Origin of the sequence: Chryseobacterium vaccae (assembly GCF_009602705.1) — a bacterium.
Classification (GTDB): Bacteria; Bacteroidota; Bacteroidia; order Flavobacteriales; family Weeksellaceae; genus Chryseobacterium; species Chryseobacterium vaccae.
The window spans coordinates 182067-208031 of record NZ_VSWH01000001.1 but is presented as its reverse complement, the minus strand read 5'-3'; the positions used below and the strand labels follow the sequence as shown (position 1 = coordinate 208031).

Annotated in this window: 23 protein-coding genes; 8 read left to right on the top strand and 15 right to left on the bottom strand. The window is 34.5% G+C overall.

Annotation, left to right across the window (positions count from 1 at the left end; all coding sequences use genetic code 11):
- The first annotated feature begins 234 nt into the window (after positions 1–234).
- The 3 genes from FW768_RS00890 (at position 235) to FW768_RS00880 (ending at position 1936) form a co-directional block, all read left to right on the top strand.
- A complete protein-coding gene (locus FW768_RS00890) occupies positions 235–834 on the top strand; it encodes a Crp/Fnr family transcriptional regulator (protein WP_153391529.1) in 600 nt (199 codons plus the stop codon).
- Positions 835–901: 67 nt separating this feature from the next.
- Positions 902–1522, top strand: a complete 621-nt coding sequence (locus FW768_RS00885; protein ID WP_231128602.1) for a hypothetical protein — start codon at positions 902–904, stop codon at positions 1520–1522.
- A gap of 12 nt (positions 1523–1534) precedes the next feature.
- Complete coding sequence (locus FW768_RS00880) at positions 1535–1936, top strand: DoxX family protein (RefSeq protein ID WP_153391527.1); 402 nt, start codon at positions 1535–1537, stop codon at positions 1934–1936.
- Between the two features lie 109 nt (positions 1937–2045).
- On the opposite strand, the gene FW768_RS00875 is transcribed toward FW768_RS00880, so the two are convergent.
- The 3 genes from FW768_RS00875 to FW768_RS00865 form a co-directional block, all read right to left on the bottom strand.
- Entirely contained in the window at positions 2046–2582 is a 537-nt protein-coding gene (locus FW768_RS00875; RefSeq protein WP_153391525.1) for a dihydrofolate reductase family protein, read from the bottom strand.
- Between the two features lie 65 nt (positions 2583–2647).
- A complete protein-coding gene (locus FW768_RS00870; protein ID WP_317163046.1) occupies positions 2648–3403 on the bottom strand; it encodes a helix-turn-helix domain-containing protein in 756 nt (251 codons plus the stop codon).
- 18 nt (positions 3404–3421) lie between these two features.
- Complete coding sequence (locus FW768_RS00865) at positions 3422–3676, bottom strand: hypothetical protein (protein WP_153391522.1); 255 nt, start codon at positions 3674–3676, stop codon at positions 3422–3424.
- A gap of 212 nt (positions 3677–3888) precedes the next feature.
- Here FW768_RS00865 and FW768_RS00860 point away from each other — a divergent pair, with 212 nt between their 5' ends.
- From FW768_RS00860 to FW768_RS00850, 3 genes are read left to right on the top strand one after another with little or no spacing between them, the layout of a single operon-like run.
- Positions 3889–4884, top strand: coding sequence for an SDR family NAD(P)-dependent oxidoreductase (locus tag FW768_RS00860; RefSeq protein ID WP_153391520.1), 996 nt, complete (start codon positions 3889–3891; stop codon positions 4882–4884).
- Positions 4885–4911: 27 nt separating this feature from the next.
- Positions 4912–5640 carry an SDR family oxidoreductase gene (locus FW768_RS00855; protein WP_153391518.1) on the top strand — a complete coding sequence of 243 codons (729 nt, stop codon included), beginning with the start codon at positions 4912–4914 and terminating at the stop codon, positions 5638–5640.
- Between the two features lie 58 nt (positions 5641–5698).
- Entirely contained in the window at positions 5699–6511 is an 813-nt protein-coding gene (locus FW768_RS00850; RefSeq protein WP_153391516.1) for a helix-turn-helix domain-containing protein, read from the top strand.
- A gap of 42 nt (positions 6512–6553) precedes the next feature.
- Here the strand turns inward: FW768_RS00850 and FW768_RS00845 are convergent, their stop codons facing one another.
- From FW768_RS00845 to FW768_RS00835, 3 genes are all read right to left on the bottom strand, one after another.
- Positions 6554–6829: a DUF7710 domain-containing protein gene (locus FW768_RS00845; protein ID WP_153391514.1), complete on the bottom strand. Its 276-nt coding sequence runs from the start codon at positions 6827–6829 to the stop codon at positions 6554–6556.
- Between the two features lie 746 nt (positions 6830–7575).
- Positions 7576–8229: a response regulator transcription factor gene (locus FW768_RS00840; protein ID WP_185151917.1), complete on the bottom strand. Its 654-nt coding sequence runs from the start codon at positions 8227–8229 to the stop codon at positions 7576–7578.
- Positions 8213–9940 carry a sensor histidine kinase gene (locus tag FW768_RS00835; protein WP_153391512.1) on the bottom strand — a complete coding sequence of 576 codons (1728 nt, stop codon included), beginning with the start codon at positions 9938–9940 and terminating at the stop codon, positions 8213–8215. The genes FW768_RS00840 and FW768_RS00835 overlap by 17 nt, the downstream gene beginning before the upstream one ends.
- 489 nt (positions 9941–10429) lie before the next feature.
- Between FW768_RS00835 and FW768_RS00830 the strand changes: the two genes are divergently transcribed.
- Positions 10430–11050 carry a DUF1062 domain-containing protein gene (locus FW768_RS00830; protein WP_153391510.1) on the top strand — a complete coding sequence of 207 codons (621 nt, stop codon included), beginning with the start codon at positions 10430–10432 and terminating at the stop codon, positions 11048–11050.
- 324 nt (positions 11051–11374) lie between these two features.
- Positions 11375–13126 carry a T9SS-dependent choice-of-anchor J family protein gene (locus FW768_RS00825; protein WP_153391508.1) on the top strand — a complete coding sequence of 584 codons (1752 nt, stop codon included), beginning with the start codon at positions 11375–11377 and terminating at the stop codon, positions 13124–13126.
- 64 nt (positions 13127–13190) lie between these two features.
- Here FW768_RS00825 and FW768_RS00820 read toward each other — a convergent pair whose 3' ends face one another.
- The 9 genes from FW768_RS00820 to FW768_RS00780 form a co-directional block, all read right to left on the bottom strand.
- Positions 13191–14387 carry a dioxygenase family protein gene (locus FW768_RS00820; protein ID WP_153391506.1) on the bottom strand — a complete coding sequence of 399 codons (1197 nt, stop codon included), beginning with the start codon at positions 14385–14387 and terminating at the stop codon, positions 13191–13193.
- Between the two features lie 113 nt (positions 14388–14500).
- Entirely contained in the window at positions 14501–15370 is an 870-nt protein-coding gene (locus FW768_RS00815) for a LytTR family DNA-binding domain-containing protein (protein WP_153391504.1), read from the bottom strand.
- Between the two features lie 180 nt (positions 15371–15550).
- Positions 15551–17302: a tetratricopeptide repeat protein gene (locus FW768_RS00810; protein ID WP_153391502.1), complete on the bottom strand. Its 1752-nt coding sequence runs from the start codon at positions 17300–17302 to the stop codon at positions 15551–15553.
- Between the two features lie 965 nt (positions 17303–18267).
- On the bottom strand, positions 18268–19491 hold the full coding sequence (locus FW768_RS00805; RefSeq protein ID WP_153391500.1) for a hypothetical protein: 1224 nt from the start codon (positions 19489–19491) through the stop codon (positions 18268–18270).
- A gap of 441 nt (positions 19492–19932) precedes the next feature.
- Positions 19933–20496, bottom strand: coding sequence for a restriction endonuclease subunit S (locus FW768_RS00800; RefSeq protein WP_153391498.1), 564 nt, complete (start codon positions 20494–20496; stop codon positions 19933–19935).
- Positions 20489–22105 carry an HsdM family class I SAM-dependent methyltransferase gene (locus tag FW768_RS00795; RefSeq protein WP_153391496.1) on the bottom strand — a complete coding sequence of 539 codons (1617 nt, stop codon included), beginning with the start codon at positions 22103–22105 and terminating at the stop codon, positions 20489–20491. The genes FW768_RS00800 and FW768_RS00795 overlap by 8 nt, the downstream gene beginning before the upstream one ends.
- Complete coding sequence (locus FW768_RS00790; RefSeq protein WP_153391494.1) at positions 22105–25179, bottom strand: type I restriction endonuclease; 3075 nt, start codon at positions 25177–25179, stop codon at positions 22105–22107. The genes FW768_RS00795 and FW768_RS00790 overlap by 1 nt, the downstream gene beginning before the upstream one ends.
- A gap of 148 nt (positions 25180–25327) precedes the next feature.
- On the bottom strand, positions 25328–25648 hold the full coding sequence (locus tag FW768_RS00785) for a hypothetical protein (RefSeq protein ID WP_196782918.1): 321 nt from the start codon (positions 25646–25648) through the stop codon (positions 25328–25330).
- Between the two features lie 25 nt (positions 25649–25673).
- Positions 25674–25934 (bottom strand): helix-turn-helix domain-containing protein, encoded by a 261-nt coding sequence (locus tag FW768_RS00780; protein WP_153391492.1) that lies wholly within the window; start codon positions 25932–25934, stop codon positions 25674–25676.
- Positions 25935–25965 lie beyond the last annotated feature (31 nt).

The following is a 25965-nucleotide window of genomic DNA, read 5'->3' as shown; positions in this document are numbered from 1 at the left end:
AAACTCAATAGAGATTATATCGACTTAAATTTATAGATTTTTTTCTATACAAATACGACTAGTTAACCAATAAAAAATTACTAAAAATTAAATATTTAATGAAAATTTTACACAAATAATATATTAAAGACTTGTCCATCTTCTGTATCATACAACGAACCACAATATTTGCGTACATTTACAGCATTATATACCTGTCATCAAACAGCGTATTTTCTACAAAACCTCCCCTTCATGGATACAGATACGGCCATTTCACAAGTAATACAGCATTTCAAGGAAATTGTTGCTTTAGAAGAAAAACATATTGAATCCATCATTCCCAAATTAGAAATTATACACCTCAGTAAAAAGGAATATCTGCTTCGTGAAGGACAGGTTTCAAAGCATATGCGTTTTATTGCCAAAGGCAGTTTGTATGCGTATCATATTGATGAAAAAGGGAAAGAAAACACCTCCCAGCTCGGCATCGAAAATTGGTGGATTAATGATCTGTACAGCTATCTGAGTGAACAGCCTTCAAGAATGTTTATTCAGGCCAATGAGGAAACTACCGTTATACAGATCAGCAGAAATAATCTGGAACTGCTGTATAAAGAGGTTCCGGCTCTATCAGAATTCTGGCGTCTGAAAATTCAGAACGCTTATGTGATGCTTCAGGAAAGGACATTTGAACATTCACGGGTAGATGCTTATACCAAATACCGCAGTTTTATTAGAACATACCGCAATATTGAACAGCGTTTTCCCCAATACATGATTGCTTCCTACCTTGGAATTACAGTGGAATATTTAAGTTATTTAAGAAAAAAACACCTGTCTGACCTTTCTTAAGTTTTCTTAAGTTTTTTCCGTTTCAGCCTGGATAATTTTGCCCGTAGAATTTTTAACGAGTACAATTATGAAGGCTAAATATGCTGTTGTTATGATTCTGGCAGCCACTTTCTCAAAGTTGAATGCACAGAAACTTTCCTACACTTCCGATCTTGTTCTGGGGCACCGTTCCTACACCTATATGCACAATGTAAATTATCAGCTGAGTGATCATTTAAAACTGAACAATCTTACCCTGTTTGACACTGAATATACGGAAGACAAAGACAATATATTTTTTATAAGAAATGCACTTTCCTACAGTTTTACTAAAAAAGTAAGTATCAATACCGCATTCGGAGTGAAGAATCCGGGAGCCTTCTTTACGGTTTCTGCACAGTATAAAATCATCCAGTCTTTTTATTCCTTTTCTTATTCACTCGGAGCAACCTATCAGAAAGGATTTTCCCTGGAACAGTCGCTGTCATTTGAATATTTCCCCAACCTGAAAGAAGGTCTTCAGGGATATTTCAGCCTGCTGGCCATCGGAAACTTAGATGACAGTGGCTATCTGAGAGGACTGCAATTCCTGAGACTAGGAGTGAAACAGGATAAAATGATGTATGGTATCGCTTCCAATTTTGACCAGTTCAACAACGGTAAAAAAACGTTGGAAAATATCGGGGTATTTGTAAAATATAACTTTTAAACAATCATAAAAATGAACAAAAACATTGATTTGGGTATTCTGATCAGCAGAATAGCCGTTGGATTTCCTATGCTGGTTTACGGAATCAGCAAACTGGTACATGGAATTGGATTTATTGAAAACATGATGGCACAGCAGGGACTTCCGCCATTCTTTGCCTATGGGGTATTTGCAGGCGAGCTTATTGCCCCTTTACTCATTATTGCAGGATTTAGGATAAGACTGGCCGGATTAATTTTTGCAGGCAACTGTTTTACGGCTATTATTCTTGCCCAGACAGGCAGTATATTTAAGCTTAATGAATTTGGAGGATGGGCCCTCGAATTATTAGCCATATACCTTCTGATTGGTTTAAGTTTCTTTTTTACCGGAGCCGGAAAATTTGCAGTTTCAACAAAGAATAAATGGGATTAACTTCTATCAATAACAGAAAAAGAGACTGGTTGTCAATCAGTCTCTTTTTCTGGATTGTATTTGTTTTAAAATCCTGACAGATAAGCTTCTTTTTATCAACAGAAAAATGTTATCTCTTTCTGGTAAAATGATTCTGAACGATTGAATTCAGAAAGATTTTTGTATCTGTACATTCAAATTCCAGCATTTCAGGAAGGTCTCCAAATAAAGGAATACCTGCACCTAACAGATAAGGGATCACTGTAATGGTCATCTCATCAATCAGGTCTTCTTTCAAAAATCCCTGAATGGTTTTTCCTCCGTCAATATACAGATTGTGATAGCCTTTTCCATGAATTCCTTCCAGAATATCTTTCAAGTCTCCTTTAACCAATGAAGCTTTATCCCTGAATTTTTCAGGAATTTCTGTCATGCTGCTGCTCAGTACGAAAACATGTTTCTGATAATACCATTCGTCAAATCCACACACCACCTCGAAGGTATTCCGGCCCATGACAAGAGCGTCAATATGGGAGTTAAACTCCTTATATCCCATATCATCATTGGTGGGATTTGGTAATGAAAGCAGCCAGCCTATTTCTCCGTTTCGGTCTGCAATATATCCATCCAGGCTTGTGGCAATAAATACCTTATTTTTCTGATCCATCGAATTCAATTTTAAAATTACAGTACAAAATTAATTTCTGCATGTGATTCAGAATTGTACAGAATTTACCTTATTCCTGATTTTAAAAATTCTTTTGGGGTCTGACCGCTTAATTTTTTAAATACTCTGATGAAATGGGACTGGTCATAAAATCCGGAATTAAGGCCAATATCAGTTAATCTGTCCGACCGGTTATTCTGAAGAAACTTTACCGCTCTGTTCATTTTATAAAGGTTCAGATATTCACCGGGAGTCAAAAAATAATATTTCCTGAATTTCTGAATGAAACTTTTTTGGGAAATCGGCAGCAGTTCACTAAAGTCTTTAAGCATTCCTTTTCCTCCCATCTCAGAAGCCAGATATTTTTCAAATTTCATGAGATCAGGATCGGGCTGCATAGTGCCGAATACTTTCAGTAAACATTTTTCGGCTTCTTCAAAATCCGGATTTTCATTATCAAACAGACAGTCATATAAGATTTCGGAAATAGCTTCCATAGTCCCGGTTCCAAATTCACGGATCAGCATTCCGTAGCAGAAGGGTTTTAATAGTAATCCAATGCATTCATAAACACCTTCCGTCTCAGTTACGAACGGTTGTTGCTTTAATCCGGATATAATCTGAAGCCCTGCCCTGCCAGTGACTCTTTCAGTATTTTCTCCTCCCACCGTATAATGGTCCCCATAACTGAAAATAAGTTCGGTAAATAAGGCTGCATGATGCACAAACCTCATCTTGAGATCAGGAGATTTTCCTATCCAGATATAATCCACAAAGCTGTTTAATGGGTATTGGGGGCGGTATGAGATTTCTGTAAGCACTATATTGAAAGCTAGGGCTTAAAAAACAGTAAAGCCTAATTTTTCAAGGTAATCCTGAACATGGTAAGTAGTAAAGTTGTTTGGGTCAGGATCCAACTCTTCATCATCAATGAAAATACTTGCCCAGGAAATTATAAGTTTACACGGGTATTCTTTTGCTGCATAAAGTAAATTATAATAGATCGATTTTCTTTTGAGAGGGATTCCCTCTCTATCGATTGTAATAATCGCCTGAAACACATGTTCTCTTTTTATATTATCGGGTATTGGCATATCAATTTAGTTAAATATTCTTACTTTATGATTTTCAATGATTTTAATTCTCAAACTCAAATATACTTAAAACGTCACGATTATCTTTATGGAAACCCATCATCTCATTTTTACCAGTATGACATTTACAACAAAGTAAATTGACATTTACAGCAAAACGCTGCAGAAAATTCCGCGATACCTTTGTCATGTAACATTTAAATAACAAAACAATGGAAACCAACAATTACCAGGGAGTGCTGCAAAAGCCTCTCAACTCAGGATTTAATGCAAAATCAACAACAGAAGATGTTATTAAAGGAATTGATCTTTCAGGTACAACAGCCATCGTTACCGGAGGAAATACAGGAATAGGTCTGGAAACCGTTAAAACCCTGGCTGCTGCCGGAGCAACTGTTATTGTTCCTGCCAGGAATGTAGAAAAGGCGAGAGAGAATCTTTATGGGATTTCTAATGTAGAAATTGAACCCATGGACCTGATGAATCCGGCATCCATAGATCATTTTGCGAAAAAATTTCTGGCTTCGGGAAGGTCATTACATCTGCTGATCAACAATGCAGGGATCATGTGGGTTCCTTTCCGTAAAGATGTGCGCGGTATTGAATCTCAATTGGCAACCAATTATCTGGCTCAATTTCAGTTAACAGCAAGACTGTGGCCCGCTCTCAAAAGTGCTGACGGGGCAAGAGTTGTGAATGTATCATCACAGGGACACCAGTTCGCTCCTTTTGATTTTGAAGACCCTAATTTTCTTACCCGTGAATATGAAACGCTTCTTGGCTACGGACAATCGAAAACCGCCGTTAATCTTTTTTCTCTTGAACTGGATGCCCGCTCCCAATCGAATAAAGTAAGAGCCTATTCTTTACATCCAGGATCGATCGCAGGAACTGAACTCGGCAGAGAAGCTCCTTTGGAACTTTTTCAAAAAATGGGATTTGTTGATGATCGGGGAAATATGCTTCCAGAAGTACAGGCTTCCCTAAAAACAATCCCTCAAGGGGCTGCCACTACGGTATGGTGCGCTACGAGCCCTTTATTGAATAACATCGGCGGAGTGTATTGCGAAGATGTGGGCGTTGCACCGCTTTCCTTTGAAAATACGGTTACTCAGGGTGTAAAACCTTATTCTCTGGATGAAAACAGTGCAAAACGCCTCTGGACATGGAGCGAAGAAGTTACAGGAATTACTTTCAATGCGGATTAATCAACTAGCTCATTAAAAAATAAAGAAATGAAACAATTAAAAAATAAAATTGCTGTTGTAACGGGAGGTAACAGCGGTATCGGATATGCCTCAGCAGAGGAATTCATCCGTGAGGGAGCCTCTGTTATCATCACCGGAAGAAGAAAGGATGCTCTGGATGCTGCCTGCACGAAACTTGGCGCAGACGGCATCATAGCCGATCAATCAAATATAACAGATATAAAAGCTCTGGCTTCCGAAGTTGCCCAGCGCTATGATAAAATAGACATTCTGCTGATCAACGCGGGGATTACAAAAACAGCTTCCATAGAATCTACCTCTGAAGAACTGTTTGATGAAGTGATGAATATCAACTTCAAAGGCGCATTTTTTACCTTAAGTACTTTTATTCCTCTACTGAATGATAATGCATCCGTTATTCTGCTGTCTTCAAGCTCAGCGCATATCTCTCCTCGCATGGCCTCTGTGTATGCTTCCAGTAAATCGGCATTAAATACCCTGATGAAAATAGCTGCACTGGAATTGGCAGACCGGGGTATCCGGGTTAATGCTGTAAGTCCGGGTCCGGTAGCGACAGAGATTATGCAGAAGATAGGTCTTAACGACAGTCTGGAAAATGCCATGCTGGAATCTGTTCCTCTGAAAAGATTCGGTAAACCTTCTGAGGTAGCCAAGCTGGTTACCTATCTTGCGGGTGATAATGCTTCATTTATCACAGGATCGGAGTTTCTGATCGATGGAGGGCAGAGTGTATGACAGAGAATACCGGAGTTTCCGAACAGATAAAAACCGATAAAATTCGCTATATTTAAACATGGAACATATCTCAAAATACCTGACCAAAGAGATTAAGCTATCCTGCTATGAGGATAAGCTGTTCAAATCGGATCTTATGTTTGAAGATCATATGCTGGTATGGTTTATTTCCGGCGAAACCAGGATTATTCAGGCAGATAAGACCTATAATTTTTGTGCAGGTGATATATTCCTGATCCCCAGAAATCAGCTGGCTACTATTGTCAACTACCCTAAAGGAGGGCTTCCCCACAAAACAGTTGTCCTGCATCTTTCTGTGGAACGTCTGAAACATTTCTATGAAAAAATTGATCTCCCGGAAACGATAATTCCCAACCAGCATATTTACAGCTTTAATAACCACCCTCTGCTGGACAGCTTTCTGAATTCATTGGTTCCTTATTTTGATATGAACGGAGCTTTCCCTGAAAATATAGCCAGCCTTAAAATTACAGAAGCCATTACGATCCTCAGAACTATTAACCCTGATGTAGACAGAGTTCTTGCCAATTTTGACAGTCCGGGAAAAGTTGACCTGGTTAATTTTATGGAACGGAATTTTATGTTCAATATGCCATTGGAGAAACTGGGATATTTAACGGGCCGGAGTTTGTCTACCTTCAACCGTGATTTTAAAAAACATTTTAATATCACTCCACAGAAATGGCTGATCAGTAAAAGGCTTGAACTGGCTTATTATCAGATAATGGAACATCATAAAAAGCCTAAGGATGTTTATCTTGAAGTAGGTTTTGAAGACCTGTCACACTTTTCTTTTGCATTTAAAAAGAAGTATGGAACCTCACCCACGATGCTGAAAGCAAGTTCCTGATCATTTTATTCTAAAATTAAGCATGGAATCATCTGAGATATTTCAATTTTGTTTCCCATTTTCAAAATGAAGATGCTCCATTGATGCACAAGTAAACCGTTGAACAAATTCTGATCGTTTTTGATATTCATTTTCTACTGTGAAAAAATCTTTTTGTACGGCCCAATCATATAGTCCTATATCTACAGGATATTTATTTAAGATCCCACTTAATGAATACTTTTTTATCCATTCTAATGCTTTCTCCAAGGTTGTAAAAATTCCTGATGGGAAACCGGAGTTTTTTCCAATAAAAACATATATATAATTATCTTTCATGAACGTATTCTCTCTATTACTGTAAGTTTTTTTGTCAAAATATATAGATATATTAAATCCTAATGTAAAAAATTATTAAGTACAAAGAAAGATTAAAAACTATTTAAAAGTAATGGAGCCACCTGTAAAAATTGGAGAAAAACTCATTTTTATAATTAATCGCCGGGTGTTTTTAAGATAAACAAGGGCGCTTAGTTTATCTTAGAAATACAAAGACCTTATCTAAACTTACAGCTTTGAAAAAACAGAAATTTACACTAGCTAAGGATAAAATGAGGTAATAGGTTTGATTGATCGATTTAGGAAGCAGAAGCGTAAAAATTGTCGTATTTCCTTCTAACCGGGATAATTATAAAAATAAAAAAGGGAGCAGCTGCTCCCTTTTTAACTGTAGTATTAACCTAAAAAGACCAATTAAACTTCTTTATATTAATTTGTGTTTTTTTAATAATAGCTTTCAAGAAGCGGACTCTAAGGTCAAGCATACACATCTATTCATCTCATCACTTGCGTTTTCATCATTTGTGCTCTTTATATAATTTGTGTTTATTATTCTATTAGCAAGCGATCATTTACTATTTCACATATATCTTGGTTGACTTAATGTTTTTATTAGTAAATTTTCTTGGTACAAAGTAACAACATTACAAAACAGGATGCACTATAATTTCCATCGATACCTGTCGATAACAGCATAGATATTTATCGATAAAACGGTTCTGATGATAAAAATTGAAGATGAAATTCTATATTTTATGATGGGTTTTGATGAGATCGATCAGCTCAACCAGATTTTCTATTTTTAATTTTTCAAATATATTTTTTTTAATAGTGCTCACTGTATTCTGTTTGATGCCCAAATCATTGGATATTTCAAGATTTCCATATCCTTCTGCATACATTTCAGCAATCTGCAGTTCTCTTTTGGTAAGACTGCTTAGCGGATTGATGAGACTCGGATTGTAGACAAACTGAACCAGTAAGTTTCGTAAAGTCTCAGAAAAGTACTCTCCGTTCTGTATAAATTTCGAAACAGCTTCTCTTACGTCCTCTTCTTCACTCAGTTTACTCAGATAGCCATTGGCTCCTGCTTTTATGAATTTAAGTGCATACAGATCTTCTTCAAGCCCTGTAAAGATTAAAATTTTAATATCAGGATTTACAGTCTTCATTTGTGATATGCTATGCAGGCTGTTTCCTTCCGGAAAATGAGCATCAATAATGGCCATTTCTATCTCCTTGGTTTTTATCAGCTCTACAATTTGCTGCAAGGATGAGGTATGATAAATTCTGGCGTTAGGAGCAATATCACTGACAACGATTTCCATTCCCTGCCTTACAATGCTGTGATCATCCGCTAAAAGGAAATTAATTTCCCTGTTTTCAATTGGCATTTCCATTATTATTGATATTTAAATTCATTCTGAATGTTATGGTTGTTCCTTTATAAAGCTTGCTTGTCACAGATATTTCACCATTAAAAAGCTCTACGATTTCCTTGCATAAACTTAATCCTAAACCGGCTCCAAGGTTGTCAATTTCATCAGACACAATTCCCTGATAATACGGTTCAAAAATTTTCTTAACATCTGTTTCTGATATCCCGACTCCCGTATCGGTTACCGTAGTGATCAGAGAAATTTTATTTTCACCTGCCAGTTCTGTAATCAGGGAAAGATCAATCTGTCCGTTTTCTGTAAACTTATTGGCGTTTCCAAGAATATTCATAAATACCTGATTGATCTTTATATTATCTGAATACACGGTCAGATTTTCAGGAATCCTGTCTGTTACAACAAATTTATTATTTCGGGTTTCTATGTAAGGTGTAATAACCTTTACAATAGAATTGATTTCATTTTTAAGATCAAAGACCGTGTTGATGAGCTTCTTATCTGCATCCTGATTTTTGGTGTATTCCAGAATCTGGTTAGACTGTAGCAACAGGGTGCTATTGGTAAATTTAATGGACTGGAGATAATCTTTTATCGTATCATCTTTTGTTGTTCTGTAGATCTTATCAATAAAAATATTAATAATCTTCAGTGGTGATCTCAAGTCATGACTGAGCATTCCCAGTATCCTGTTTTTGAAATTAAGGTTTCTTTTAATTTCATCATTGGCCGCGTTAAGTTTTCTTTCATAGATAAATGCAACTCTTGTAAAATACATAATCAGGATGGATACAATGAACATCAACACCATTAATCCCAATACCAGATACTTTCTGATCTTATTATTGGCCGAGCTCTGCTCATTGTATTCTTTTTCCAGTTCAGACTTAAAATCCTTAATGGCATTATCATATACGTCAATCAGACCGTTGCTGTATATCAGCAGTTTCCCGAAATTGGTGTAAAAATGCATATTATCCTTCTGGCTTTTAACTGCATACAGCTTAATTTTCTGTACTTCACCTGCATAATGCTTATCCATTGACTTCATGGTACTATCCATTTCTGATTTCAGCCCGGGCAGATCAACGGTTTTATTATTGGTAAGGGTAATTACTGTGCTTTCTTTTTTCACCTCAACTTTCCCCGTTATGGCATCTTTCAACCTTCCCATAAAGCCTTTCTTTTTAACAGTATCGGAATAGGTTTTGGTTTCTATACTCAGGTTTTCGAAGTTATTTTTATATTTCTTAGGTTCATATTGCTTATCTTCAATTTTAGCCGGTGGATTCTTAGAAGACTGGTATACGGAATCTATTAAGGTTTTAAGCTTTACAACTTCCATTGTATCTTTTTTCCGCCGTGCCAGATTAGTTTTCAACCTTGGATTGATGTTTTCATACTTATTAATTTTATCAAAATTATTCTTCAGCTTTTTAAGTGCTTCAAAATAGAGTTTCAGGTCTTTATCGTCCTGGGTTGCCATATATTTCTGGAAGTACTTCTGTGCATCCATAAAGTCTCTTCTTGAGTTATCAGTCAGACCTCCCAATGCCCTGCTGTCCTCCAGCTGGTCTTTAATAAACTTCAGTTTTTTTCCATTGACAGATTCGGTGTAAAAAAATACCGCTATAATAACCTGTATCAGTAAAATACACAGAATCAATGAATAATGAACAATTTTCCTCAATTTAAAATTTAAGAACTTATATTTCATAATTGTTTTATCCGCTAAATTTTAAGTCACTCAGTATTAGTTTTTAAATGATTCTGCCATTGGTACCAGGTTCAGTATCCGGCATATATCATTCAATTGACAAAGTTAAAGTAATTTTTGTCTTGTTATAGCAGTAAATATCCGATAAAGCCATGAAAAAAGCTTCCTGACCATAATAAAATCATCAATAAGCCTTTAAAGTTTCAGGTAAATTGACTATTTTCACCTTGTAAAAGTAAAACAACCTATTTTGAGGACCACTCTTAAACTTATTATTACCGCTTAGTATCAGCTTCATTTACTGCAGCTGATCATTCTTTTGTCCGGGTAATTCTGTCCGGGCTTTATTTCATTTCATTCTATTATTTATTGTACTGTCAAAGGCGGTGGCATCTGCTATTCATGTTTTAGCTGCTGCAATTCTGCAAAAACAGTATACAGTGAATAATGGGTCAAAATTATCAAAGAATACTAAGCTAGACCGTTATAATGAGTACAGAACATATATGGGAGATTAAAGCAAGGAACACTCCCCTTCTCAAAAAAAGATGCAGCCATTGCGACAGCACAAAATTTTACTGCAGTGAAAAATTCAGAATAAACGCCCAGAAAAAAAATATTGATATCTGGCTCATCTACAGATGCATAAAATGCAGCAACACGTATAATATGACCATCTTTTCACGTATCAGAGCAGAATCAATTAACATGGAGTTGTATAAAAAATTTATGGCCAATGACCCGGAAACAGCCTGGGAATACGCTTTTTCTCAAGAAATGAGACGAAAAAACAATACCGAAGCTGACCTGGAGAGTGTAAAATATGATGTGTTGCACAACTCCATTACTTTAGAAGATATTATAAATGAAGACTGTGAAACAGTAACCTTTACCATCCGGTATCCTTTTGAGTTTAACCTCAGATTTTCTTCTGTTATCCGGATTGGGCTGGCTATTTCCTCCTCCCAATTAAACCGGCTCATTGAAACAGAGGCGATTTCTGTTCACGGAAAACCTCTGCAGAAGAAACACAAAACTAAAAACGGAGATATCATCCGGATAAACCGGGAAAAACTGAAAAGTATTTATTACTATAACAAACGAATATAAATATATTCCGACGATTATAGGCCATTTTGAAAAACCTTCAGATCAAGAATCTGGAGGTTTTGTTTTTTACTATTTTAAATCAGAATGCAGCATTAATTTCTCTCAGTACACATTTTAAATATTCAGAATACTATAACGTATATTGAATTTTATTGAATCAAAATATTTTATTATGTTATTTTTTTATTAATAAAATGACAAAATACAATTATATCTTTATAATCAAACAATCTATATTTGAAAAAGATTCATGTGAATTTTTTGATAAAAAATGGTAACATGAAACTAAACAACCATAATGAAAATCTTTTAAAACGTTAAAATATGAGAAGAAAACTACTCACTGCCCTATCCGTAGGGGTCATGGCTTTTTCATGCACTGCGCTTTCCGCACAGGATTATCAAAGTCTGCAGATTCAATCAGGATTTACAGCTGATGTTATTGCCAACGGCATCGGAGCTGCCAGTACCACCACTACTTCAGATGTGGATGGGGTGAGCTATGCATTTGTAGCCAGAAACTTTCAGCTTACTTCTTCAAGCACTCCTATTAATTTCGGAATTCCGGTAAATGGAGTGATCAATTCTGTTGTAGCTGCTACTCCGGGATTATCGTATCAGCTGGCGTCTCTGGATGCAAACAATTCATTGCGTCTTGCTGCAACTAATGATTCGGGAACACTTACCCTGGCAACACCTTCCGCTGCATTAAAGCTCTACCTTCTTGCAACAAGCGGAAGCGGAACATCTACGGTATCGGCTACTGTTAATTTCTCAGACGGCTCTAACCAAGTCTTTACGGGAATTGCTTTATCGGATTGGTATGGAGCAACAGGCTTTGCTATTCAGGGAATAGGAAGAGTAAGTCTTACAGACAATGCCACAGATCCTGCAGGCGGGACCAATCCAAGATTGTATCAGAAAGAGCTGGTACTGGATGCAGCGAATCAGAGTAAAATCATTCAAAGCATTACGATTGCTAAAACAGGAGGAACCGGAATCCCTAATATCTTTGCTGTATCCTCTAGTTTTGTTCCGGCGTGTCAGTCACCAACCAACATTACAGCGGTACCAACTTCACAATCTGCCCAAATCAGCTGGAATGCACCGACTTCAGCACCTTCTGACGGTTACGACTATTATTATTCTACAAACTCTACTCCTCCAACGGAAAATCCTTCTCCTATGGGTTCTGTAGGTGCAGGAGTAACAACGGTAAATATTCCGGGGTTGAATGCTGTCACAACCTATTATTTATGGGTGAGATCCAATTGCGGCGGAGTTAAAGGGCTATGGAAACCATTTACTTTCTCAACCCTTTGCGGAGCTATTAACCTTCCATGGACTGAGAATTTCGACAGTATGACAAGCGTTGGACCTGTACCAACATGCTGGCTGAATGTTACCGGAACCAAAGCATGGGTATCCTCCAACTCCACTTCCTACAACACTCCAAAATCAGCGCCTAATTATATGAGAATACCATACGGTAACACCACTGCAAGCCAGTTATGGACACCGGGTTTCAATATGACAGGTGGTACGACTTATACATTTGCCTTCAACTATAATACAGGAGGTACAACGAGCAGCTATATTGGATATACAGGAAATGTAAGAGTAAATACACAACAGGCGATAACCGGAGCAACTGATTTGGGAACATTTATCACTCCTGATATAGGAACCACCACCTATGTTCCATATTCTGTAACGTTTACCCCTCCTACTACAGGTGTTTATTACTTTGCCCTAGATGTTTCGTCTACAGGAGCTCCATGGTATCTTGGAATAGATGACCTGAAAGTGGTAGCAGGAAATCTGGCAACCAGCGAAGTGAAAACAAAGCAAAATACAGTACAAATCTCTCCTAATCCGTTCACTGATATCGTTATGATTTCTCAGATAGAAAAAGTGAAAAATGTAACAGTTTCTGATGCCTCAGGAAGAGTACTTAAAACAATAGAAAAACCAGCCGCCCAGTTGAGTCTTTCAGATCTTAACTCCGGAGTTTATTTCTTAACTGTAGAAATGACAGACGGAACCAAACAAACCATAAAGGGAATTAAAAAGTAAAATAAAAACAGTGAATTTTACAGAATGGCCGGAGCTTTTTCCGGCCATTTTTCATTTACCTAAATTATTCATATTCCGTTTCCGGAAGATCAAAGTAGTCGCCCTGTGTATTGTTGAGCGCATCGGAAAGTTTTTTAAAATTTTCAGATGTTGGTTGCAGATCAATGTATTTATCAACAATACTCCTGTGTTTGTAGATGATAAAAGTATTTTTAACCTCAGGATTTATTTTGTTCAGATAAGCTTCAGTTGTTTTGTCCGTAAATGAAGGAACAAAAGTTAAAGCCATATTTTTAATGTGCAGCTCCATTCCCAGCTTTTCCAATTCTGCCTGCCTGGACTGCTTATTATAGTTTTTTTCATCTCCATATATAAAATAAACCTTCAGATGCTTTTTTCTCTTTTCGCTTTCCTGTTCCAAAAACCACAGCCAGTTTTTTATTTCATTCCGGTCCGGTTGATTTCCTACAAAATATAAAATACCGTGATAGCGTCCATATTTGCATACAGGACAGGTTTGTGTTCCCTTATCCAAACCGTATGCATGAAAAGGAATAAATGAAGGCTGATCTTCACCAATATTCAAACCCGATCTTTTTGATGTTTTCAATTTTTTGGGATAGTCCGGAATATTCAATCCAAGTACGATATCGTGTTCAGCTATCTGCACATTGTTTTTTAAAAGAATTCTTACAACACCGCTCCCTCCGCGATTTTCAAGAGGATGTTTCTTTTTGTAGGGAATAAGCAGTTTGTCATCATCAAAATTAATTTCATCTGTATAATATTCATTCTTCACATCAGGCTCTTTAATGGATAAATGAATATGGGCAGGCAGAACGTCATCAGGATAAGGGGCAGGACGGATCGTCTTAATTGTATATTTTCCCTCTGCATCAGTCTTTACCCAACCCCTGATATGACCGTGACGTTTTGTTCTCTCATCCATATCATTTGTAAGCGTGTAATGACCTGTATGATCTGTCTGCCAATAATATATAATAACATCAGGCGCAGGGGTTTTCCCATCCAGCTGAAAAACAGTTCCTGTAACTACTAATTTTTGCCCGGTTTCATCCCAGCCGGGACTGGTTTCTATGGAAGATATTTTTTCCGGCATACCTATGTACATCAGTTCACAGCCATCACAGCTACCTCCCACCGTTTTATTATTTTTCTTTATAGTATTATTGGTTTGTCCATCGCAGGCAATAAACAACAACAGAAGAAAAATTGTTTTGCAGATCATCAGATTTTTCATTGTACAGAATTTTCAGCAAAGAAATCCTGTAATTCATTCTCTTACAAATAGAATATCGTGAAATGAGGTAATTTTACCGTAACCTGAGGGGTATTTATATTTCTGATTTTTGTTCAGTTGATAACTGATGGGAATGTTTTATTCTCCCCATGAATCGTTCCAAATTTCATTTTAAAATCTGATGCATAATTACGGCTGATGCGTAAAACCGCACCATCTGAGAGAGTAACATCGTAATCTCCGTTTAACCGGGATTTGTAGGAAACAGCTTTTTGAATATTGATAATACTTGATTTATGGATTCGGACAAACTGTGTAGGGTCCAATTGTGTTTCTAACGATCTTAAAGTGCTTGTCAACAGATATTTTTTTGAAAGATGATGTATGTTAATATAGGGTGAGTTAGCTGAAAAATACAAAATATCACTGATAGCCAAGGCCAGTTTTTGATGATTATGATCTGTAACGATAATTGAACGGATAAAGTTTTGTTGACAGGTTTCTTCATCTGCTTGTGGCTGGTTTATATTTTTACTCAACAGCATCCATGCCACCAATGAAAAGCCATACACAAGTACTGTTTTGATAAAATAAGCCGACAATGCAAAGTTGAACGTCTGTTGATAAGGAAATGTATGATCATACCATATTTCGGATAAAAACCAGACTAATGCGGGATAAAGAAGCAGATGAAATGTAATGACTGCAAGCGTTACGGCCAACTTCAATGCGACACTATTCATTTTTTTCAGCCCGGCAGAGAGTAAGGCCCACAAAGGAAAAAACAAAATCCAGTAAGAAGCACTGAATAAAAAAGATTCTGAAATATAAAATGTACTCTTTTGAAAAAGTGTATATAAATAATCCAAAAGCACATTAGCCATCATGAACACAGCAATGCATCCGGCAAAAATAGATTTCCGTTTTTTATTATCCTGAAGCACCTCGTGTATAGACGGAACTGTTATAATATTTTTACTCATAATAGGATTGAATAAAACATTTCATGGCTAAAAAAGACATTTTTCCTTTCAATAAAAATACAAAAAAAATAAAAACAGGACAGCTATCTTTTTAACATGTCCCATCTTAAAATATGATTTTCAACAAAATAACTAATACACTGAATTAATTTTGTTTTACTATATTTTATTCAACATAACTCATATCGTGTTTAGAAATTCATTTAATCCTTCCTCTCGTTCTAATCCCATTTTTGATTTGATTTTCGTTTTATATACCCTCACACTTCCCGAAGTAATTCCTTCAAGCAAAGAGACTTCTTTTGATGAAAGATTAAGCTTAAAATAAACACATAATTTAAGCTCCTGCTCTGTAAGACTAGGAAACTGATGAGAGAGTTTCTCCGTAAAGAGCTTATTTTCCAATGAACTTTCATTAATGAAGTCATAGTTTTTCTTATCGATCTGGATCAGGTTATTAATTTTGAATTGTAATTCTTTCAAATTCTGCTCTACATCAGTCTTTTTGGTTTTTCTTATCTTTTTCAGATTCTCGAGAAGAGCTTTTTCGGTTTCTATTTTCAGATTAAGATTTAAGTTGAGGTTTTTATTTTTTTCTTTATGCAGCTGTACATCCTTTTCCAATAATCTTTTATTTTCCTCCAGGATGAGCTTTTGATGCTCCAGAAGTTCCTTTTCTCTTTTATTTTTCTTTTTGGTGTACGTGATGAGCCAAATCAGAAATAAAACTGTAAATAATGCCAGAGCCAGAAGAGCCCAGTTTCTTTTTTTGTTTTCGGCCATTTTACGATCATATTCCTCATCTATCTTTTGTAATACATAATTATACAAAGAATCAGATACTTTTTGTAACTTTTCTTTAGAATCGGTATCATGCTGATGTTCTAAAGCCGTCAGGTTTTTGGATACCAATTTTAAATTCTGAAGATCATTTATTTCCGAATAATAGTCCTGAAGCATTTTATTAGCTGTAATTTTGAACGGAAGCGTGTTGGCTTTGGGCTCTATTTCAATCAGAGAATTAATTATTGATGCATACTTACCTTTTTCTCCTGATTTTTTGTAGATATCAATCAGTTTTTGAATAGCACTGATTGAATCATCATAAAAATCTATTTTTTTGTAATGCTCCAGTGCTGTAAGGAGTAACTTTTCTGCCTGCTCATAATCTTTTTTCTCTGTAAGATAAATAGCAAGAGGGCCCTTAAAATACTGAAGATAATACTGTTCCTCTGAAGTTAATTTTTTCTTCTCATTTAAAATACTAATTGCTTTTTGAGCGTTTTCAATGGCCAGATCAATATTTTTTTGCTTTTCATACACTGTGCCCAGATTGCTGTACATAGAGGCAATATAAAGGATATAACCCTTTTTCCTTCTTTTGATGTAGCATTCCATAGCTTTATTGTAATAAAGAAGCGCCTTATTATAATCTTTTCTGTCATAATATAATTTGCCTTTCAGGTGGTACATATCTGGTAATAAGTACATTTTACCTATTTTTTCATCTATTTCTATGGCTCTATCCAGAAATTCCATGGATTGGGCAGGGGAAATATTCAAAAACTGATAAGCCAGGTTAAAGTTACAGGTAATCGTTATATAATCATATTGATCATTATTCAGGTTCAGAATTTTATAAATCAAGAAAACTTGTTCCGTATCGGGAAATTTGTCATGATGGGTAAATAGGCCACAATATTCACTGCTTATCAGATAAAGACGATCACCGGTTTTCTTATACTTTTCCAGCTCTCTCTTTTTTAATGCATTGATTTTTTCAGGCTGATTAATCATTGCAAAGGACTCGTCATTAAATTTATAAAGATAATCGTTACCCTTTTCTACAGAAGAAGTACAAGAGCATAACAGGATAACCAATAAGACAAATAATGAAATTAATTTAACAGCTAATAAATAGACTTTGCACATATAGGGTTTTATACAAATTTAACGCAAAAGATACTCCATTATTTCTTATATTATAAAATATTAACATTCGTATTTTTTTAATCATATGGTTATCAATATCATAAAATCCCAATCTTTTTTTTCACATGCAATTATACCAGTTAATCAATTGATTACCATGGTTCCGATCTTATACTTAAAGCGTTGAACGATAAAACATCACTGAAAAAGACTTTATTGCAGAAAATTGGGAAATCACAAAACTTTGGCAATTAATGACAAAAACGGAATTATATAATAACCAGAGGTTCTGTAAATCAGATCCCAGTTCACCTATATTTTCCGGATCAAGGAATTCCATTCCAAAAACATCTCCAAATAGAGGTAATGTTACTTATATACAGTAATTCTGAACTCTTCTGTTTAAGCCATTTTCATACATTCAATTCCAGATAATGATACAATATCCAGTGAATTACATCTGAGGAATTTTGGATAGATATACTTTTTTGAACTTAAATTTGGTTCAAGTAAATTTTTATCTGCTGCCAGATTTAATATATTCATTTTGTAACAAATCAGAATATAACAAAATAAGAGAATTTTAGCAGCCACAGTTGTATTTTGCTGCAGCTTTTCTAAACTAAAAATGATATAAAACTGTTTCCTACAGTCTAATCAGAATAATAAAAACTACCCAAAAAACGTAATTAATTACAACAAAATAGTTTCCTTCAGGTAGCTCAGATGTTGAAAACTTCAAACCGTTTAGTTCTTTGTTTTTTTATTTAAACCTTGCAGAGAGTGAGGGATTCGAACTATGCCCCTTATATTTTTGAGTATCAAAATATTAATATTTCACAATATGAACATTGCCACGAATTTGGCACAACCGCTAAATATTTTAATTCAGCTCTGTGAATAGATCATTACCCATAATAAAATGAATAAAACATTGGGGATTTTCCCCAATGTTTTTGTAAATGTTAATAGACGTCATTCTGAAAAGAATTTCCTTCTTGTTTGTGTGTACTGAATAACCCATTTGGTTTGAGCCTTTTTTGCTGATTATTTCCAGCAACATCGTCAGTATACTTCATCAGTTTTACCCTCTTTCTCTTTTTAGTAGTATTAGAGTCCAATGATTCAGCAGTTGAGCAAATAACAAATGCCGATCCACTGAAACCTGCGCTGATTGTCGCCCTGTATTTTTTCCATTTACTTTTCTTCTTTCTGTAAGACTTCGTAATAGATTTCGCTCTTATTACTACATTACCGCCTCCATTTAACAATCTACCATATTTATGCTTCCATATGATCCTCCTGTCTCCACTAAATATGTGTTCGTCTTTTTCTTTATTGTTATCCTTACATTCGCTGCCAGGTTGTTGGCCAATTACACCTACTACCGCACCAATATCTTTAATGCTTACTTTATTAGGAGTATCAGATGCGTTTATTAATTCAGTAACTTGGGCCAAGGTAGCTCCATTGATATTTGTAGGGCTAACGATATTATTTAGAGCAGCTATAACTGTGGAAAGTGAGTTTAAATCATTAATTTCAATTTCAACAGTCCCCCAATCAAATTTTTTATAATAAGTATAACCGCTTTTACAATTGCCTATAATAAACTCAGATCCCACACTCAATAATGCTCTTTCCGTTTCATCATCAATATAGTGACTATCGGGATTAAAATCCAAGTTCCATGGCCCGTCACCTTGTTGACTCAACCACTCATCTTCTATAGTTTCGATATGTTGCCTTAAAGAGCAAAAGCCCAGCTCTTCTTCAAATTTCAGCAATGGCAGATCCTCATTAAATCCGACTTCATCTGCATAATCATCTGCTTCAACATCAGTCATGCTGGCAGTTTGTTGGTCAAAATCATCGTTATGGGCATCAATCATTTGGTCAAGTTTTAAGATTGAATTTTCATAATCTTGTAAAGTTGGAAAAATTAATATATTATTATGGCATGTTGTTGAAATTCCATTTTCAAGATTTACTGCTTTTACGCCTGGAATAATTGTACTTTCAACGGCAGAACTAAAAAGCTCACAAGCTGATTCTTTCGAGGCTAATTGGGCTGAGTTTTCTTTTGAGTTTTCCCGCTGGTTTTCTGTTTCAAGTTCAGAAGTACATGAATATAACAACGAGGTTGTAACAATGCTCATTGCTATAATAAGGTTAATTTTTTTTCTCATAAATAATTAGAAAATTGATTTAATGTTATATAATATTTTGGTTATGTTTAGCTTGTTTTGGTTGGGCAGATAATTACCAAGCTCGAAATTATCTGCATTTTCATGTAAGAGTTTCATTGTTTGTTTTATCAAAAAAAATTAAATTAATGGCGCCAACTTCTTTTTACTTTGAAAAGATTTATTGAAACAATCCTTTTTGTTTTCTTTGATTATTTTACAAATTTATATCTGCGTAGCGACAAAACTTGACGTATTATAATTGTCTCTTACAAATTTTCTCTAAATTTTCTCTATTAGTGGGTTTGAATTGTTTTTTAAGATTAATATAGTTAGATTAATGACTTACAAAGATTAAGATCAATGCTATCAGTCAGATTTCAAAAAGAGCAGAGGCCATCCAATTTTAGACAGCCTCTTAAATGATGATTTGTTATTATATTCTTACTTATCTTCTATCAATTCTAAAAATAGATCTTGTAAATTATCATTTATTTGATTGTTAAGATCTATTTTATTGTCTAAAGAAGATAAAACTGAAACTATTTTATTTCCTTCATCATCGTTGGGAAATGGAACCTCAAAATCATTCAATGAACGTAAGGAAAGATTTTTAATAGTTGAGCCAGTAGCAATATCATAAAAATGCTTTTGTACTCTAGGTAATTGAAAATAAAAATAATAAAATCTATTAATCTCACTTTTAAAATTTAAATAAGCAGCACTTTTACCTAACATTAACTTTTGGCCATTATAAAATGCCATATTACCTATTGTCCCATTTATACCTATTAAAAGTGAAAATGAATCTAACAGAATAAAATTCATTTTTAAGTCATCCTCTGAAACCCTTTTAGTATCATCATTAATTTCAATTTTTCCTTCTTTTAAATTATTCCCATTTATAAAAAAAACATTACCATAATCAACATATTTTGGTGTTCCGTGTAAACCATCTCCAATCCGAGAACATAATGTAGAAAGTTTAACCATTTTCCAATTATTCATACTTTAAACTTTTTAATTGTTCCTGAATTTTTGCATCCAAAGCATTTCCTTTCGCAAAAAGACTTTGTAAAGTTGTTTCAAAATCTTGCATTTTCTCTGCAAATTCTTCTGGTGTAATGTCTACATATTCTATTTTAACTTCAAAATATTGTCCTGCAGAGAAAGAATAATTCTTTTCTGCAATTTGTTCTTTCGTTACAACAACAGACAAGTCTTCAACAGCCTGTCTTTGATTAAAGGTGTCTACAATTTTAGTTTCTTCTTCGGGAGTTAAAACAGTACGTTGATTTTTACCTTCTTTTACTGTTTTTCCCAGCTTGGAAGCATCCATTAAAATAATATGCTCGCTATCTGCTCTTTTATCAAAAAACAAAACAGATACATTTGTTCCTGTACTCGCAAAAATATTACTTGGCATACTTACTACACCACGAAGCCAACCATTATTGATTAACCTTTCACGAATTTTCTTTTCAATTCCACTTTGGGCAGTAATGAAGCCTGTTGGAACAACAATGGCTGCTTGTCCTTTTTCGCTTAAACTGTGCATAATATGTTGAATAAACAAAAGATAAATCGCCATTGATTCTTTCTTACTTTTCGGAACATTTGGAATCCCAGCAAAGAATCTTTGTTTAAAAGCATCTTTCTCCAAATCATCTCTAAAATCAGAAAAATCCAATTTAAAAGGTGGATTGGAAACAATACAATCGAATTTCGTGTCTAAATAAAAAGGCTGTGCAATGGTGTTAGTTTTAATAATATTTGGAATCGAATGTGTAAGACTATTCAAAACCAAATTCAAACGTAACATATTACTCGATTTCTGGGAGATATCTTCCGAATATATGGTACAGTTTTTTTCACCAATCTGATGAGCTAAACTCATTAATAAAGTTCCCGATCCTGCACTCGGATCGTAACATTTTACACCTTTTACTTCATGCGGCACAAGAATTTGCGCCATAATTCGAGCAACAGCATGTGGCGTATAATACTCAGCGTATTTACCGCCACTATCAGTGTTATAATCTTTAATTAGATATTCAAAAATTGTGGCAAAGAAATCATATTTCTGAACAAACATTTCTTCAAATGAAAACTCAAATAATTTATTAATCAACGCCTTTGCAAAAGCATCACGTTGAGAAGCATCAGAGATAAACTGAGTAAGCTCATCAAACAAAGTATCTTTTGCACCGCTAAATGATTTTACAGAGAAAACATCAGCATTTTCAATCGATATTTGTCTTAAAGTATCATCAAATGTTTTTCCAAAATCACTGTCATTTTGAATCGAGAACAAATGGGAAATTAAATGTTCCGGATGTAATCTTGGAATATTCGGATCTAAACTTGCTAGTAAAAATTGATATTCGTCATCACTCATCTCACGAAGTGCTTTAGAAAAATTCTCAGCTTCCGCCAGTTGAGGTTGCTCTACCTTTACTGCAAAGCGAAACTTATCATTAAGAAACTTGTATAGAAATATTTGTGTAATAATTTTAAATTCATTTCCGTCATTTCCCAGCCCATAATTGGCGCATACACTTTTAAGATTATCTATTAAAGATTTTGTTTTGGTTATAAAGTTTATATCTTGAGTCATTATCTATATTGATATTGTTGTAAATATTCCTGCGAAATTAATTGATTTATTTTTTCTGTCGTTGTAAAGTCGATATTTATATTTTCTTTCTTTTTAAATTCATCCACAACAAGTTTTAAAAGATATCTTTTGAAGTACGCTTCATTTTTCACCATTTCTTCTTGATTAGTAATAGTTTCATCAACTTGTAGTTTTACCTGCATCAATGCTCGGTGAAGTTGAGATTCTTTTGCGTTTAAAGCTCCTTTTTGTGATAAGCGTTTGTGAATTCTAGCGTACTTATCGTCATTATCATATTTAGCTTTTAGCAAGGCATTTTTTCTATTCAGTTCTTTGGCTTGATCATAGATTTTCTGAAGAAGATGCATATTTTCTACCATATCTTCCTGAGTCACCTCACTAAGATTTTTTTTCTTGAAAATTCTTTCTAATTCAGCTCTAAGACTTACAAATTCAGGATCTAGCTGATCAAAATTAGTTTGCAGAGATTCTCTGGCTTTTCGTAGAATGTTTTTAAATTCATCAGCAAGTACCAATTCACTTTCATTAACTTTAACGAATTGAAAAATTATATCCTCTAAAGCTTCATTTAATAGATTTCGGTTCGCTTCTTCGTTTCCGATGCTTTCTACAAGGTTGAGATTGTCAAGTCGATTTTGCGTTTCAATTAATAGACGGTTGAGAAGTTCAAAATCTGTTAAGCCTTTTAAAGCTTCATATCCGTTTAATGCAATTAGATTTTTTAACTCTTTTGCAGTTCTTAAAGCTTTTACAAGTCTAAGAAGCTCTTGCTTGTCATTTAATTCGGCAATTTGTTGAGAAAACAGTTCTTTATTTTGAGTGTCATAGTGAAATAAAGTATCTTTTATTTCCTCAATCTCTTGTTTAATCTCTTCTTCCGATTTAAATAGATGAGAGTACATTTCCATTTCATCACCCAACTGCTCTTGCAACTCATCAAAATAAAGCTTATTGGTGCGATCAAACGCCTTTGAAATATCAGCAAAATCTACAACATATCCGTACTGATACTTTTTATAAGGACGATTGACCCGTGTGAGTGTTTGTAATAAATTATGATCCTGAATAACTCTTGCCAGATATAGTTTTTTCAACCGTTTAGCGTCAAAACCTGTCAACAGCATATTATAGACAAATAAGATATCGACGTGTCCTTTTTTGTACGCCTTTATAAGTTCTTTTCTAACTTGCTTGTCATTTTCATCGTGTAAAATTAAAGAAGCAGTAAGTTTGGGCTCTTCTTTCAAACCGTATTTTGTTCTTGGTTCTGCAACCATCAATACACTTGCATCGGTTTCCTGTTCTCCATATTTCTCCTGAAACAGACGAAATAACTCCTTTGCCTGGTCTGCGGAATCACAAACTACCATCCCTCCCAGAGTAGCATCTTGCTGATCTTTACGGAATTTTATTAAATCATTACAGATATAATCTAACAGTGGCTCTGCAAACTTTGTATTTTTGTAAATATCTTTTGCAGAAATATCACCTCGCAAAACTTTAATCTCATCAATTACATTCTGCATTTGCATTTTAAAATTGCCCTCTATTTGCTCTCTTATCAATCTTAGCGTATATCCATCAGCAATAGACATATTGTAGTAATACTTATGGATATAGTTTCCAAAAAGTAGTTTTGAATCATAATCTTTTGCTACCTCTTTTAATAAAGGAGTTCCTGTAAGCGCAATTTTGATTGCATTTTTATCAGAATTAATAAGGTTTGCAAGATAATTTCCTTTCGGATTATATGAGCGATGCGCTTCATCTAAAAAATAAATCCGTTGAACATTAATATCGTAATTTACATCTTTTAAGACAGTAGCATCCTCAGAAAATTTTTGGATATTAACAACCGTAATTTCAGGCTTACCCCTATCGTTATGGATTGCACCAACAGTTTGTAAATCGTTAACAAAATCAGATTTAGAATTTACAGGATTTACTTTTAAACCACGATTGGAAAATTCTGTTGAGGCTTGAATCAAAAGATCAAGGCGGTCAACAATAAAATAAAACTTAGGAATAATATGCTTCTTCGAAAAATAATGAGTTAAATGTTTTACATTATAAAAAGCCAAAGCAGTCTTACCTGAGCCTTGTGTATGCCAAATAATACCTTTATTTTGTCCTGAATCAATTTTTGCAGCAATTGCTTGTGTTGCAAAAATTTGCGGATAACGCATAATATGTTTTTGTTGAACAGGCTTACCATTATCTTCTTCTTCTACATAAGCAATAGCAAACTGTAAAATAAATTTTAATCGTTCCTTACTAAAGAGTGAAGTTAGAATTTTATTGGTAGGACTATTTTCATTCTTGTTAGTTGTAAAATCTGGATTATGCTTAATAACAACCAAATTATTATCTCTCAAAATATCCAACTCTATGTCTTCATTTAACTCTAACAACCTTTCTTTTACTGGATAATCTAAATCTTCTCTAAAATAATTAAATGAAATATTACAATAAGCAGAAGTTGCATAATAAGCTCCAAAAATTGGCTCAACAATTCCGTCCTCATAATTCATATTATTTGAGAAGACCATTAATTGAGTGATGTTTGCAAAACGTCTAAAATGTTTGTTTGCAAATCTTTCATTAATACGTTTCCGTTCAGCAATAACTCCATCTTTATTGTGTGGCTTTTTTACTTCCACAAAAGCTAATGGAATTCCATTCACGAGAATTGTGATATCCGGACGATATTCTTCATCGCCAGATTTGCACGTTAACTCGGTTGTGATATGAAAATCATTGTTTGAAAAATTTTCAAAATCAATTAATTTAATACCCGAAGTTGATGTTAAACGTTCATAGAATTTTTTCCCAAGATCCTCAAAATCCAATTCCAAATTAATTTCATCCAGAACTCTTTTTGCTTCTGTTTCAGAAATACTATTTATCTCTGCAATTTTAGACAAAAAAATAGAGGGGAAAATATTATTTTCCTCTATCCTGTTTTGATTTTTTAAAGAAATATATTGATAACCTAACCTCAACAAATGCAAGATGGCTGGTATTTTAACTCGTGAATCTTCGTTGAAAGACATTGGCTAATTTAGTTTTAAGTCTTAAAGATAGTAAAACGAGTAATTAAATAAGCACTTTTGTAAGTAATACTTTTTAAATGGTGGTTTATCCAATCATATAATCCATTTATTATATTTATAGGCTTCTATTAGCATCTTCTAATTGCTGTTACTGCCTTTTTGAAGTAGGCTTTAATTCCCCAGCAAAATCCATCATCACCACCTGACTTCCTACAAACGGATTATAAGACGGCTGATAATCAATATAGCCCGAAGAATGAAGATTCTTCAGGCATTTATGGTAGGTAGCTTTTGAGTGGATTTTACTGATTCGCATCACTTCGTCCCGTGAAATACTGACCGGATTTCGGAAACGGTTGAAATTCCAGAATTGGAATAATGCTAAGTAGAGGCTGATGTGCGTAGGATTAAGCGTATTGTCTCGAGCCACCTTTTCATAGAAACCAGTGAGATGTTTTATGTAATTCATTTTCTGTTGTTTCTGAACTAATAAATTATCCTTTTCCATTTAGCAATTTTTCGATGTCTTTGTAATTGTAGTATAAACTTCCTCCGACACGATTATAAGACAGAGTTCCATTGATGCGAAGGTTTTGCAATGTTCCAGAAGAGATTTTTAAAAGCTCTTTCACCTCTGATGAACGTAACCATAATTTTTGCTCAGAAACCTTGATATTGAATAAATTCTTAATATCATCCAGCAATTCGGTTTTGAATTCCTGAAGGTCTTCTTTTGTGATGAGGTTTACTACCATATTTATTTCATTTTTGTTTTTTGATTAAAAT